The following is a 14,316-nucleotide window of genomic DNA, read 5'->3' as shown; positions in this document are numbered from 1 at the left end:
TCTCCTTATGTCAAGCCAAGCAAGTGATGAATTTGATCCTGGTCAACCGCACTGCCCGCGAAATCATCGAACGCATGTTCGGCCACATGGATGATGTGCTCGCGGATGAAACGCGCCCCTTCGGCCGCCCCATCCTCGGGATGTTTCAAACAGCACTCCCACTCCAGCACGGCCCAGCCCGGGAAATCGTATTGCGCCATTTTCGAGAAAATCGCCTTGAAATCGATTTGCCCATCACCCAGCGAACGGAAGCGCCCGGCCCGGTCTTGCCAATCGCCATAGCCGCCATACACGCCCTGGCGCCCGTTGGGACGGAATTCCGCATCCTTCACATGGAAAGCCTTGATGCGCGCATGATAGATGTCGATGAAAGCCAAGTAATCGAGCTGCTGCAGCACGAAGTGGCTGGGGTCGTACAAAATCGATGCGCGTGGGTGATCATTGACGGCGGCCAGGAAGCGCTCGAAGGTCACGCCATCGTGCAAATCCTCGCCCGGATGCAGTTCATAACAGAGGTCCACGCCGGCCGCATCGAATGCATCGAGGATGGGCAGCCAGCGCTTGGCCAGCTCGGCAAATGCGGTTTCCACCAGGCCGGCGGGGCGCTGCGGCCACGGATACAAGTAGGGCCAGGCCAGCGCGCCGGAAAATGTCACGTGCGCCTGCAAACCCAGGCGCTGCGAGGCGGTGGCCGCCCACAGCAATTGCTGCGTGGCCCAGGCCGTGCGGGCGGTAGAATTGCCACGCACGTGCTCAGGCGCAAAACCGTCGAACAGCGCATCATAGGCAGGATGCACAGCGATCAGCTGGCCCTGCAAATGCGTGGACAATTCCGTCACCTGCAAGCCATGGCGCGCCAGGAGCACCTTGACGTCGTCGCAGTACTGCTGGCTGTTGGCCGCTTGTTCCAGATCAAACAAGCGCGGCGCCGTGGGCAACTGCAAGCCCTTGTAGCCCAGGCCGGCCGCCCATTGCGCCAAGTGTTCGAGCGAGTCGAACGGCGGCGCATCGCCGAGAAACTGGGCCAGGAAAATGGCCGGGCCCTGGATGGTTTTCATGCGGAATCCTTTAGCCCCCGGGACGCTGGCCCTGGGGGAGTGTCAGTTAAAAAGGCGAGTTCGGAAAGTAGAACTGCTTGGCATTCTCGCGCGTGATCAGCACCGACGGAATGATGATATTGGCCGGCAATTTATCACCTTTCAGGCGCGCTTCCGTCGTCAGCTTGATGGCGTCGTACATGAACTTGGGCGAGTACGACACGTCGGCCACGATCAGCGGGTCGGAGCCGTCCATGATCTTCTTCACGGCGCCCTTCGCACCCGCGCCGCCGAACACTTGCTTGATGTCCGTGCGCTTGGCTTGCACGATGGCTTTTTGCACACCGATGGCCATGTCGTCATCGGCGGCCCAGACGGCGTCGATATGCTTGAAGCGGGTCAGGTAATCCTGCATGACCTTGAAGGCATCGTCGCGGTTCCAGTTGCCATACTTGGCATCGAGCACCTTGATCTCGGGATGGCCCTTCATCACGGCAGAAAACGCATCGTAGCGCTCGTTGTCGAGGGTGGTCGGCATGCCGCGCAGGACGACGATATTACCCTTGCCATTCAAGCTTTTCGCCAAGTATTCGGCCGGCAGCTTGCCGAAGGCCGTGTTGTCGCCCGCGATATACGCATCTTGCGACTGCGTGTTCGTCAAGCCACGGTCGACCACCGTCACATACACGCCCTTGTTTTTGACTTGCGCCACGGGCTGCGTCAGGGACGCCGACTCGATGGGGAAGATGACCAGGGTGTTGATCTTGTTCACCGTTAACATATCCTGCAACTGGTTCGCCTGCTCGGGCGCCGTGGCGGCCGTCTTGACGATGATCTTCAGGCCCGGATGGGCCTTTTCCAGCTCCGCCTTGGCTTGGTTCGCCCACCACACGATGCCCGAGGTAAAGCTGTGCGTGGCCGTGGGAATCGCCACGCCGACGACCAGCTTATTTTCCACATTCGCGGCGGCCTGCGCACTCGGCAGCGCCCACGCCTGCATCACCAGTACTGCCATCCCTGCTACCCGTATAAAGCTCTTCATGCTGCTCTCCTCCAAGGTTGTGGGCGCCCGTTGGCTGCCCTTTCAGAACGCCGCTGTGTTTTTATTTGCGGCCTCGCTGCAGGAAGGCGACGGCGATGATCACCACGCCTTGCACTGCGGCATTCAGGTAGACACTGATGATGCTGGTCAAATTCAGGATATTGCTGATCACGGACAACAGGATGGCGCCAATGACAGTACCGACGATGCGCCCCTCCCCGCCTTTCAGGGCCGTGCCGCCCACGACGACAGCGGCAATCGCTTCCAGTTCCCACAGCAAGCCCGTGGTCGGCGTGGCCGAGCCCAGGCGCGGCACGTACAGCACGGTGGCGATGCCCACACAGACACCCAACAGCATGTAGGTGGCGATTTTGACCCTATCGACGTTGATGGCCGCATAGCGCGCCACTTGCTCGTTGGAACCAATCGCCTGCACATGGCGGCCAAAGGTGGTGCGGTTCAGGATAATGGCGCCGGCCGCCGCGACGAACAGGAAAATCCAGATCGGGATCGGCGCGCCCAGCACGCTCGTATAGTAGACGGGGCTGTACAGCTCGGACAGGGTGGCGTCCAAGGTCAGCGCGCCGCCATCGGCCAGGTAGGTCAGCACGGCGCGGAAGATGCCGAGGGTGCCCAGCGTCACGATGAACGGCTCGATATTGCCCTTGCTGATCAACAGGCCGTGCATCAGGCCAAAACCGGCGCCCAGAACCAGCGCCATGGCGATGCCCAGCACCAGCATGGTGATCGGTGCCAAGCTCCCCCCCGCGCCTAGCGCCAGCGCATTCATGAAGTAAATCATGCAGCCGGCGATCAGGGCCGCCATGGAGCCGACGGACAGGTCGATGCCGCCCGAGATAATCACGAAGGTCATGCCCACGGCGATGATGCCGATGAAGGCCGTGCGCGTGAGCACGTTCATCAGGTTATCCAGGGTGGCGAAATCGCCATTCAGCAAGGTGCCCGCGATGCACAGGGCCAGCAGGCCCAGCACGGGGCCAAAGCCCTTGATGCGCGCGCCGAAGCTGGCAACGGCGGCGCCAATCGGGGATACGGTGGTGTCAGTGCGTGCCGGTTGCATGAGCAATCAACTCCTCTTCAGTCAGGTGGTCAGCAGCCAGGGTGGCTTGCAAGGTGCCGGCGCGCATCACCGCCACGCGGTGGCACAGGCCAATCAATTCGATCAATTCGGATGAGATCACGATCACGGCGCGCCCTTCGGCGGCCAGGCGGTGGATCAAAAAGTAAATGTCACGCTTGGCGCCCACGTCCACGCCACGGCTCGGTTCATCGAGCACGACGACACGCGGGTCCGAATGCAGGTATTTCGCCAGCGCCAGCTTTTGCTGGTTGCCGCCGGACAGCATGCGCGCGCGGCTGTCAAGGTCGCCCGTGCGGATATTGAAATCCTCAACCGCCTTGGCCAGCGCCACTTTTTCCCCGGCAACATCAAGCCACGGCCGCGCATAGCGCTCCATCGTCATCATGGTGAGGTTTTCCCGTAAACCCAGGTTCACGTGCAAGCCCTTGCCCTTGCGGTCTTCGCTCAGGTAGGCCATGCCGTGCTGCATCGCCTGCTTGGGGGTACGGATGTCCACCGGCTGGCCATTGAGCTCGATCGTGCCAGCGCAGCGCGGACGCAAGCCCAACAGCGCTTCGAATGATTCCGTGCGCCCCGCGCCCACCAGTCCCGCAAAGCCCAGCACTTCGCCGGCCCGCACTTCAAAGGACAGGTCTTTCGACCAGCCTGGCACGCTCAAGTCATCGACCTTCAGCAGGATCGGGGCATCCGGCGCCAGTGGCACTTTCGAGGGGAACATGTCGGACAGTTCACGTCCCACCATCAGATTCGCCATTTGCTGGCGCGTGAGGCTGGCCGTCGGCTCACGCGTGACAAAACGCCCGTCGCGCATGACGATGACTTCGTCCGTGTTGCGCTCGACTTCGTCAAGCTTGTGCGAGATATACAGAATGGTGACGCCGTCCGCCTTCAACTGCGCCATCACGGCGAACAGGCGCTGGGTTTCCGACGACGTCAGGGTGGCGGTCGGTTCGTCCATGATCAGGAAGCGGGCGCGGCGCGACAAGGCCTTGGCGATTTCCACCAATTGCTTTTCCGCCACAATCAGGTCGCGGATTTTCGTGTCGGGCGACACATCCAGGCCCACTTGTTTCAAATAGCGCGACGCTTCTTCACGCATGGCGGCTTCGTCGAGCAGCCAGCCGCGCGTCTTTTCGTGGCCCAGGAACATGTTCTGCGCCACCGTCAAGTGCTCGGCCAGGTTGAATTCCTGGTGGATCAACACGATGCCAGCAAGCTCCGCCGCGCGCGAACTGGTGAAATGCCGGGGCTGGCCATCGATCAGCAATTGCCCTTCGCTCACGCTCTCGTAGCCGGCGAGGATTTTCATCAGGGTCGACTTGCCGGCGCCGTTTTCGCCAAGCAAGCCATACACGCGCCCGGGTGCCAGGCTGAAACTGACGCCATGCAAGACGCGCACGGGGCCGAAATCCTTGCAAACCCCCTCGAAACCGACGGCAACGCTCACTATGCACTCCCTCGCAAAATTAACCGGTGTTGCAGCAGCACGCCAGGCACGCTGGCCGCCGGGTTGGCCAGCCGCTGCAGCAGCAAGCGCGCCGCTGTCTCGCCCAGCTCGCGCATCGGCTGCGCGATGGTGGTGAGACCGGGAGCTATCTGCGCGGCGATGGCGATATCGTCGAAGCCGATGACGGCCACGTCTTCCGGCACGCGTTTTTTCAATTGGCGCAGCGCGCTCAGCACGCCGATAGCCAGGGTGTCGGAGACGGCAAAGATGGCCGTGGGCGCATCGGGCTGGGCCATCATCTGCAGGGTGGCGGCGGTGCCCGCTTCGTAAGCTAGGCTTTGCACCGTGTGCACCCACTGCGGCCGCACTGGCAAGCCGGCGGCCGCGAGGGTGTCCAGATAGCCTTGCTGGCGTTGCCGCGCATACAGGTAACGTTCATCCGAATTGATCAGGCCGATACGCGTGTGGCCGCGCGACAGCAGATGCGCGACGGCGTCGGACGCGGCGCGGTGGTTGTCGATGCCGACATAGGGCACGGCCACGGCGGGATCGAATTCGCAGCAAGCCACCCACGGCAGGCTGACGGATTCATGCGACAGGGCATGCTGCACCGTGTCCGGGTCCAGGCAGATGGCACCGTCGGCGCGGTGCATGCGCAGCAAGTCGAAGTAGGAACGTTCGCGGCCCGCATCGGCACCCGTGTCGCACAGCAGCACAAAGTAGCCGTGTTCGCGCGCCACCGTGTCGATGCCCCGCACGATCTGCGCATAAAACGGGTTGCCCACGTCAGGCACCATGGTCAGCAGCATGCGGCTCTCGGCCGTGCGCAGGCTGCGCGCCAGATGGTTCATGCGGTAGCCGAGCGCCGCCACGGACGCCAGCACTTTGTCGCGCGTGGGCGCCCGCACCCCGGCCTGCTCGTTCATCACGCGCGAGACGGTGGCCACCGACACCCCCGCATGCGCGGCGACGGCGCTGATGGAGACGGTTGCTGCGGGCAAAGAGGATGGAACGGCTGGCGGCATGGGGGGGTCACATAAATGTAATCGATTACATTTATAGGCCTGTCGCGCGCACGATGCAAACATTATCGATGCTGCGGTGCGCAAAAGATGTGCAAAAACTGGCCCGGCGCGGGCCGTTGGACGCTGCTATTTCTGGGGCGGCAAGGCGCTCTGCTGCACGGCAAAACCACCGTGTCGCAGATCAGGGATAACTTATTTCATCATCGCGCAAAACGTTTCGGGATTGCCGTCAAGAATGACGCCGCTGGGCCAGCGGTGGCTACGCTGCTGGGCGCGCAGCAAGGACGCGGCCAGGGCCGAGTCGCCATCGACGGCGTACACGAAAACGGGCATGTTCAGGCTGGCAGCGTCGCCCAGCAAATTCGGATTGGCATCCAGGCTGCGCGCATCCACGTGCACGCCGGCGGGCAAGCCGATCTGCTGCTGCACGCGCCGCAGCCACGGCTTGTCGAGCTTGGGCGGACGGGCATTTTTTGCGATATAGCGGCTGACCCGGTTCGCGCCGGCCGCCTGCGCATTGCGCGCGTCAAACACGAGCAGGCCCAGGTAGCCTTGCGGATCGGCGCGGCGCGCGCAAGCCAGGTTATTCGGCACGCCCGAGGTCAAGAACCAGTTGCCATGCTTGATGTTCGCACGCAACTGCCCCACCAAAGTTGCGATGGGCGCGCACGACGAAACGACATCCTTGATTTCCGCATTCAGGGTTTTATTCGGGAACGCCGTCGCCAGGTCGGCAATATCGCTCACGAACGGCGGCGTTTCCGCCGTCAGCGCGCCGCGGTTCTTCATGCTGGCGGCGCGCCAGTCGTCGGCCGTCAGTTGTTTCACGGTGCGGGGCGATCCCGTGTCGACGACTCTCCCCGTCAACAGATCGTGGTGCACCACCCAGCTGCCGTCGCCCAGCAGCTGCAAATCCGTCTCGACGCCGTCCCAGGTGCCGAAATACGTGTTGCGCAGCGCGCTCAGCGAGTTTTCCGGCGCATTGCCGGCGCCGCGGTGGGCATGCACCTTCATGCCCAGGCAGTCGGCCTGGACAAACGTGGTGGTCATGCAGAGCAGCAAAGCCAGTGCGGCCGCCTTATTGTTGTCCCGGATGATAGCCATAATGAATTCCCTGCAAAACATGGATGCGGATCGCTTCGTTGACGGGGTAGCTGTAGCCCTGCCCCACCGCCACGACGTGCGTGATATTGGCCAGGATGGCCTTGCCGGCGAGATTCCAGCGCGTGCTGTCGGGCTCGCCCTGGCGCGTCCAGTCCAGCATTTGCCGGAACAAGTCGCTGCGCGTGACGTTGTTGTCGAGAATGGACAGCATGCCCCAGGTGCCCGCAAAGGCCGTCGCCAGCACGCCCGTGGCGATCCAGGCTGAACGACGGCTCAGCTGTCCATCGGCACCCGCCTGCTCGCCACGGCGCATGGCCAGCAGCAATAATACGACGGTGGCGATCAAGTACAGCAATTTGGAAAAGTGGCCGATTGCGCCCAGCAGCGAGAAAAACAGGGCCACGGGTGGCACGATGGCGGCGCGCGCCGCTTCCTTGCCTTCATGGAAGAACCTGCCGCCCGCTTCAAAATCCGGGCGGCTGGCGCGGTATTCCACCAGTTTTTCCGCCGTCTGGCGATCCAGGAACTGCTCGAACAGGCGCCCGAACTCGGCGGGACTCGCATACGATGCCTGCACCGTGGCGCTGGCCGGCAGTTTCAAGGCTTCGCGCAATTCCGCCTGCACGCCGGGGCGCGCGACAAAGGCGGCAAACGGCAAGCCCGGCGGAATGCGCTCACCGCGCACGGTAACGCCCTTGCTGGCCGCCTCGGCCGTGTAGCGGCGCTTGACGGCGGCGCGGAAGCCCTGCTCGTCATCAGTACGCCAGTTGGCAGGCACGGGCACTTTCTTGCGCACATTATTGACGACGGCCGCCTGGCGCCGCATCGGCACCGAATGCGGCTGCCAGCCACGCCGCGACAGGCTGCTCACGTATTCCTGCCACGAGGATTGCTGCTTGGCCCGCAAGCCGGCATCGCTATCGGGGATGATGCCCGCATACAGTTCCCACTTGCCGGCCAGCTCGCGCATGGCTTCTTGATATTTATCATAATAGCCGGACGGGCCGCCCGCCACCTGGCGCAGGTTGGCGCGCACTAGCTGCTGCTTGGCCGGCCCCATGCGCTCGTCAAGATGCCGCACCGACACAGCCAGGAAGGGGAACAGGGCCAGGAAAGACTTGCCTTCCGGCTTGGCGAACAGGGTGGGATCGTCGACCAGGCCCTGCAGTTGCAAGCTGCCGCCTACCAGCGAACGCTGCAGCAAAGTGGTGTTGAAGGCCAGGCGCCGAAATTCCGCGTCGCGCGTGTTGACCAGCACATTCACCGTGGTTTTCAGCACGCCGAAGACAACGCCGGCCGTGACCACGCAGCAGACGATGATTTTTAGCCAGCCAGGGTCGCTGCCATTGTTCTTCAGCCGGCGGCGCCACATCAGCTGCAACACCACCAACGCGGCGTCGATGCCGGACAGGCTGCGGCCATAGAATTCCACGCCTTCCACGTCTTCCGGCTTGACGTTGCCGCCCACCACGTCGAGCAAGCGGGCATTGAAGCCCAGCTCGAAGCACAGGTAAATAATCGTCAGGACGATCAGGATCAAGGTCTGCCGGATCTGCAGACTGCGCAAACTCGCGGCCATCCTATTTCCTCAAATCGATGACGACGGGCTTGATCTCTTCGGCCTGGAAGATCATCGGCGCCGCCGGCGCAGAAGCTGCGCTGCGCTGCGCGGGCAGGCTGCTGACGGCGGGCGCCACCACTCTGGCCTGGCTCTCCTGGCGGCGCGGCTTGGCGCTGGCGCGGCTGCCCGCTTTCGGCGCGGCGGAAGGTGCCGGGGCGGCGGCAGGCGGTGCCGGGATCACGCGCCCGCTGTCGCTGCCGCTCCCAGGCAGGGTGGCGATGACGGGGCCGGTGGCGCGCAAGGCATCGTCGGCAAACGGCTGCGCGCGCGTATCGACGCCGGGCGGCACGGCCACGCTGGCGTTCAGCAGCCGGCTATCCGTGTAGATCATGCGCGACAGACGGTTATAGTTGGGAAAGTCGATATTCAGCGATTTTGCATCCGCCGCCAGTTCCACGCGAGGGCGATCCTTGCAATTGCCGACTGTCCACTGCAGTACGTCCGTGCCCTGGAAAGCCAGCACTTCATAGCGATAGGCGCAGCCGCGCTCCTGGGTTTCCACGATCACCACGGTGCGCTCGCCCACGTTTTCCACGCGCGCCACGCGGGCCGTGATGGCCTTGTCCAGCGGCACGACGCGAAAAGCCTGCGACAGCTTGATCGAATACTTGCCTTTCGGATCCTTGCGCAAAGTGCCTTCCGTGCCGTCGCGCAAGCGGAAGGTGGACATCGGCGTGCCGAACAACTCGGCCGTATCCAGGCCCACCATCACGCCGCCACGGCCATTCGGCGTCATGGCGCAACCCGTCAACAGGACGCCGGCGGCCAAACTCAGGACCAGCTTGCGCCAGCGGGCAGATGCAAAACTCTTATACATTGTCATGCTTGATAACTTTCTCTTATTTTTGAATTCAGGGATTGATCACGGCTAGCGGATTGCCCGGGCCAGGTGGCGGCAAGACTTTCTGGCGGTCGCGCGACAGCAGGGTAAAGGCGCCCAGGGTGTCCGGCCCGGCGACAATTTCCAGCTGCTCGCGCTGCAGCCACGTGCGGATTTCCACTTCTGTGGCCTCGGCGCGGAACAGCACGCGCGTGCGCACGCCCGTCTCGACTCCGCTGCGCTGTGGAGCACCATTGCGGAACTCCGCATTGCCGACGACGGCGCCCTCTTTCGGCAGGAACAACCACGCCGATTGCACCACCATCACGCTGGCGGCCACGGCCGTGACGATCTTCAGCCAGCGATTCGCATTGGCCGCCTGCACAGGTTTCGACACCGGTGCAAGCGCATCAGCCGAAGCGATCTGCAACTGCTGCAGCCCCTGGCACAGCAATTGCCGGTACGCCACGCGGCCATCCTTGCCCAGCTCGCTCGACAGCGGCGTGCCCGTCAGCGCATAGTCGTCGCCGGGCAAGGCCACGCGGGCGATCACGCCCGGTGCGCTGGCGGCCCGATTCGCTCGGCCATGCGTTTCCAGCCAGCGCGCCGCCTGCAGGCGTTCCTGGCTGAACACGCCCAGGCAGGCGCCCAGGTCCGTCACGGCCAGAATCACCGGCAAGTCGCACAGCACCAGACCGGCACGCGGGTCGGCGGGCGCGTCGCGCTCTTCGACCACCAGGCCGCAGGCATCCGCATACGCCGTATCGGGCGTGACGAGCCAGCCGCGCCAGCGCTGCCGCGTGCTGTCCCAGGCATCGAGCAGCACGGCGCCAAAGCCGGGGCGGCGCGCCAGCACATGGATTTGTCCACCCGCGATGGGCCGCGCGGCCAGCGGCGCGGCATCGCTGCGGCGCGCAAAGCGTTCCAATAAGTGTTCCGGCACGGCGATGCCGCGCCAGTCGGGGGTATCGCCAGCCACCTCCGCGTCCAGCAGTTCGGCGGAAGATGGGGGAGATGGCAGGCGCGCGGCAACGATGGCCAGCGAGGGCGTCAATGCAGTCATGCCGGTGGCCTTTCATCAATGTTGGGAGAAGTGGACGCGGGGTCCATGTGCAGGGATAACGCGGCCACGCACAAGATATCCAAAACTATTTGCGCCGCCTGCATGTCGCGCGCGGCCAGGGTATCCCCCACGCGCAGCTTGAGCAGGGTCAAGACCCAGCTGCCCAGCAGGGTAGCGCGGTGGGCCGGCTCGACGATCTGGCGTCCCGCGCTGAGGCTATCTCCCTTTTGCTTGTGCACCAGGCCCAGCTTGCCGCCGTGGTAATGCGCGGAAGCGATCTGCTCGGCCAGTTCCTTGACGGGCATGCCGCCGCAGCCGCAATGACGCAGCAGCAAGATCAAATCACGGGACAAGGTGGTGATAAAACTGTCGGCCGCTACGCGCACCTGCTGTGGCGTGAGCTGATAGTCGCGCAGCGGTTCGGCATAGGCGTCGGGCGCGCGCAAGTCACAGCCCTCTTGCGCATCGGCATCCTCATCATCGCGCTGCTTGCGCAGCTGGTCGATGATGAAGCGCTTGAAGTACAAGTACAAAGCACCGACGTGGTGGGGTGCGGCATCGCTGTCGCTATGGAGGACTTTTTCAATGAAAAACTGGTGGCGCAAATCCGCCAGGGAATCGCCCAGCGACGCCGCCTCGCGCGGGCGGCACGGCGTCAGCGCGGCGATGACGCGCTGGTAAAACTCGCCCAGTTCGCCTTGCGTCAGCTGCGGGCGGCGGGCCCAGAAAGCATGAATCCGTTCAAATTGTTCCGATTGCACAGCCGGTCCGATCGTGTGTTGGGCGGCACGCGCCACTGGCCGGCGACGACGCGCACCGGCAATCAAGCTATGCGCTGGCCAGACAAGAAAAACTTGTCAGTAAGGTAAAATGCATTTAAGCAATTTTCTCATATCACACTGGAAATCGCTAACTTTTGTTATTTTCACGACAATTCCCGAGACGCCGATGCATCGCCTGATTCCCCTGTTCTTGAGCCTGTTATTTTTACTGGGCAGCAACGTAGCGCACGCCGCCGTGCCAGCACCGGTGCAAGCTGCTGCCGGCAAGCGCATCGCCCTGGTGATCGGCAACGCGGCCTATCCGCAGCCGCTATTGAATCCCGTGAACGATGCGCGCGCCATGGCCGAACGCCTGCGCCGCCTGGGCTTTAAAGTGCTGTTACGCACGGATATCACGGCGGCGCAGTTGCAAAAGGCGTCGGCCGAGTTTTCCACGCAGGCGCGCGGCGCCGATATCGCCCTCGTGTTTTACGCGGGCCACGGCGCCCAGGCGGGCGAAGCCAATTATGTGTTGCCGCTGGGCGCCAACATGAATGCGCTGAGCGCTACCGCGATTGCCGCGCAGGGCGTGTCCGTTTCCAGCCTGGCGGGCGATTTGCAGCGCACGGGCGCGCGCGGCGCCGTGCTGATCCTCGACGCTTGCCGCCAGGAATATACGCGCGGTGGCGCCGTGGTGGTTCCCGGCGGCGGCAACGCGGCCAGCCACGGCTTTGCCGATACGCAAGCGCCACGCGGCGTGGTGATCGCCTATTCGGCGGGACCGGGCGCCCTGGCGCGCGATTTCTGGTCGCCCGATTCGCGCAACAGCCCCTACACGAGCGCCCTGCTCGACGCGCTCGATGCGCCGGGCTTGCCCATAGGCGACGTCTTTTCGCAGGTGGCGGCGCGAGTAGCCGCCATGACGCACGATGTGCAAAAGCCGCGCGTCTCGTTCGGTGAAACGTCGGCGCGGCTGGTGCTGAACATGGGCAGCGGCAAGGGCGTCAGCCAGCCAACGCCGGGCGTACTGGCATCGGGCAACAACGGCATGCGTGCCCCGGTCCCGGCGCCAGTCCCGCCACCGGCATCACCTGCCGCCGTCACCGCCTCGGGCGCGAAAGTGTGGCCCGGTAACGTGCTGCAAGACATCAACTATGAAATCCGCATGCAGATCGCGGCCCGGCCGTTTCCCCGCCAGCAGCTGGAAAAGCGCGCGCGCAGTGGCGACCTGGTGGCGCTGACGGCCCTCGGCTACGGCATCGGCGGCGGCGATGCGGGAGTAAAACAGCCGAAGGCGGGCATGCAGTGGCTGGAAAAGGCCGCCGCGAAAGATTTTCCGATTGCCCAGACCTATCTGGCCGAATTGTTGATGGTCAAGGGCGACCCTACCTCGCTGAAGCGGGCCGGCGTGCTGCTGGACGCCGCCTCGCAGGCGGGCTACACGGCCGCGCACGCCTATAAATTCGACCTGGCGCGGCGCACGGGCGCGCCGCCGCAGGACGCGGCCCGCCACTTGCAGGACGCCTTCATGGGCTTGATGAAGGATTACCAGGGCACCGCCAAGGACTTGATGCAGCCGCAAAAAAATAATTCAAAATAATTTTGGATTTCCCTGAACTGCCCCCGTTATCCGGGGGTACATGCAATACAGCATGACAGTGACCAGGGAAATCCCATGCAAGCATCGAGCACGGCAGCAACCATTACCACCGGCCAACGGGGCCGCATCCTCGCCTACAAGCCTAGCGGACAAGGTTCCGTCAGCGTGGCCGGCATTCAACATGCCTTCGACGTGGCTACGCACTGGCGCTCGGACGTGGCGCCCGCCCTCAACGCCGTCGTCGACGTGCGCTTCGATCACGCTGGCAGCCTCGCCACCGTCAGCGCCGTGGCGACGCAGCAACTGGCGCAGGAAGAGATGGCCGGCGCGGCGAAACTGGCGCGCGACAAGGGCCAGCAACTGTGGGGCCAGGCCGTCTCGGCGCTGGGCATCAAGGTGCTGGCCAGCCTTGGCGTCTTGATCGCCGGCGCCTTTGTCTTCAACACCATCGGCATCCGTTTGTTCGCCTCCGTTTCGCGCACCTATTGGCAGTTGCTGGGCCTGTCTGCGGACAGCCTGGAAAGCTTTGCCCGCGATGGTGGCGGCGGTTTTACCTCCGCACAATTTTTCTTCCTGTTGGCCATTGCCGGCTGCTGCGCCAGCATGGCCAGCAGCCACCCGAAAGCGGCGCTGGGCAAATGCGCGCCGCTGCTGTTCGTCGTCATCCACAGCAGCTTGCTGTTCATCAAGATCAAAGGCGCCGTCAGCGATGCGGGCAACGCCATGGGCGGCATCATGGGTAGCCGCGCGGCCCGCATGGCCGAGCAGATGGCCAGCGAAATGCTGGGGCAAGTGTGGCAAGGCTTGTCGTTCGGTATCGGTTTTTACCTGGTGCTGGCAGCCAGCATTGTCCTGGCCGCTTACGGCGTTGGCGAATACAAACGCAAGAGCATTGGCTAAGCCCCGCACTCCCCCACACATCTACTTTAAAGGAAATACCATGCAACGCACCCTCCCCGCCCTGCTCGCCATCGCCATCCTCCTGTCCGCCTGCGGCAAGCCCTCCGACAATGCAACGCCGGCGGCCTCTGCGCCCGCCACAAGCGTGGCCGACATGGCCGCCAAGGCGCAAGTGAAGGCGGCCGCCGCCAGCCTGCCGCAAGCGGACGCTGCCACGCCAACGTCCAGCTATGTCGACATCACCAGCGGCAACCAGTTGATGTACAGTTACATCGCCCTGTCCGGCGTGCCGCCCGATTACGCGGCCGTGGCGCAGCACATCTCGCGCGACTATGCGGGCAGCAACGATGCCTTCCGCAAGCAGGAAGTGCTCGACGCCCTGAAACCGCAGATCGACGCCAAGGTCAGCGAAGCGAAAACCAAGCGCTACCTGCGCTACCAGATCAATGGCCAGGGCGCGCTGTCGCCATACGCCATGGACAAGGCCGCCTTCCCCGCCAAGTTCGCCGAAGCGGGCACGTATTACTACATGTACGACAACGGCGACTACAAGCTGGCGTTCACGAATGGCGACGGTTACTCGCTACTGAAGGTAGACCAGGAGGCGGCGCGCAAGATCGAGGCGGCGCGCAGCGGCTACAAGGATTTCGCCATCGTCGTGTATGCCTATGCCCAGGAAGCGGACATGGCCAGCAACCAGGTCAAGGCACAGATCGTCAAAGTGGCGATCAAGCTGAATGGGGAAGAAATTCCCGTCAGTCAGGCGCGCTAGAACGGGCTCGGTTACACTGTTC

General features: G+C 63.7%; 13 protein-coding genes. 3 read left to right on the top strand and 10 right to left on the bottom strand.

Annotated features, from left to right (window positions below):
• Positions 1-5: 5 nt before the first annotated feature.
• From ACQ4W7_RS06410 to ACQ4W7_RS06365, 10 genes are all read right to left on the bottom strand, one after another.
• The gene (locus ACQ4W7_RS06410; protein ID WP_436529251.1) at positions 6-1,058 is read right to left on the bottom strand and encodes a sugar phosphate isomerase/epimerase family protein; all 1,053 of its coding nucleotides are present in this window, start codon (positions 1,056-1,058) and stop codon (positions 6-8) included.
• A 46-nt stretch (positions 1,059-1,104) separates the two neighbouring features.
• Positions 1,105-2,037, bottom strand: a complete 933-nt coding sequence (locus tag ACQ4W7_RS06405) for a substrate-binding domain-containing protein (RefSeq protein ID WP_436529393.1) — start codon at positions 2,035-2,037, stop codon at positions 1,105-1,107.
• Between the two features lie 103 nt (positions 2,038-2,140).
• Entirely contained in the window at positions 2,141-3,160 is a 1,020-nt protein-coding gene (locus ACQ4W7_RS06400; protein ID WP_436529249.1) for an ABC transporter permease, read from the bottom strand.
• Positions 3,141-4,628, bottom strand: a complete 1,488-nt coding sequence (locus ACQ4W7_RS06395; RefSeq protein ID WP_436529247.1) for a sugar ABC transporter ATP-binding protein — start codon at positions 4,626-4,628, stop codon at positions 3,141-3,143. Before ACQ4W7_RS06395 ends, ACQ4W7_RS06400 begins: the two co-directional genes overlap by 20 nt.
• Positions 4,628-5,653, bottom strand: coding sequence for a LacI family DNA-binding transcriptional regulator (locus ACQ4W7_RS06390; RefSeq protein ID WP_436529245.1), 1,026 nt, complete (start codon positions 5,651-5,653; stop codon positions 4,628-4,630). Before ACQ4W7_RS06390 ends, ACQ4W7_RS06395 begins: the two co-directional genes overlap by 1 nt.
• 192 nt (positions 5,654-5,845) lie before the next feature.
• Positions 5,846-6,757 (bottom strand): glycerophosphodiester phosphodiesterase, encoded by a 912-nt coding sequence (locus ACQ4W7_RS06385; protein WP_436529243.1) that lies wholly within the window; start codon positions 6,755-6,757, stop codon positions 5,846-5,848.
• Positions 6,732-8,336, bottom strand: a complete 1,605-nt coding sequence (locus ACQ4W7_RS06380) for a hypothetical protein (RefSeq protein ID WP_436529241.1) — start codon at positions 8,334-8,336, stop codon at positions 6,732-6,734. The genes ACQ4W7_RS06385 and ACQ4W7_RS06380 overlap by 26 nt, the downstream gene beginning before the upstream one ends.
• A 1-nt stretch (position 8,337) precedes the next feature.
• The gene (locus tag ACQ4W7_RS06375; RefSeq protein WP_436529239.1) at positions 8,338-9,195 is read right to left on the bottom strand and encodes a hypothetical protein; all 858 of its coding nucleotides are present in this window, start codon (positions 9,193-9,195) and stop codon (positions 8,338-8,340) included.
• 34 nt (positions 9,196-9,229) lie between these two features.
• Positions 9,230-10,261, bottom strand: a complete 1,032-nt coding sequence (locus ACQ4W7_RS06370) for a hypothetical protein (protein WP_436529237.1) — start codon at positions 10,259-10,261, stop codon at positions 9,230-9,232.
• Positions 10,258-11,022, bottom strand: a complete 765-nt coding sequence (locus tag ACQ4W7_RS06365; protein ID WP_436529235.1) for a hypothetical protein — start codon at positions 11,020-11,022, stop codon at positions 10,258-10,260. Before ACQ4W7_RS06365 ends, ACQ4W7_RS06370 begins: the two co-directional genes overlap by 4 nt.
• A gap of 187 nt (positions 11,023-11,209) precedes the next feature.
• On the opposite strand from ACQ4W7_RS06365, the gene ACQ4W7_RS06360 reads away from it, so the two are divergent.
• From ACQ4W7_RS06360 to ACQ4W7_RS06350, 3 genes are all read left to right on the top strand, one after another.
• Positions 11,210-12,622: a caspase family protein gene (locus ACQ4W7_RS06360; RefSeq protein ID WP_436529233.1), complete on the top strand. Its 1,413-nt coding sequence runs from the start codon at positions 11,210-11,212 to the stop codon at positions 12,620-12,622.
• Positions 12,623-12,697: 75 nt separating this feature from the next.
• Entirely contained in the window at positions 12,698-13,522 is an 825-nt protein-coding gene (locus ACQ4W7_RS06355) for a hypothetical protein (protein ID WP_436529231.1), read from the top strand.
• 40 nt (positions 13,523-13,562) lie between these two features.
• On the top strand, positions 13,563-14,294 hold the full coding sequence (locus ACQ4W7_RS06350) for a hypothetical protein (RefSeq protein ID WP_436529229.1): 732 nt from the start codon (positions 13,563-13,565) through the stop codon (positions 14,292-14,294).
• Positions 14,295-14,316 lie beyond the last annotated feature (22 nt).

This window comes from Janthinobacterium algoris, from assembly GCF_051380935.1.
GTDB lineage: Bacteria > Pseudomonadota > Gammaproteobacteria > Burkholderiales > Burkholderiaceae_D > Janthinobacterium.
The sequence above is the reverse complement of the archived record's forward strand: the minus strand, read 5'-3'. Positions and strand labels throughout refer to the sequence as shown.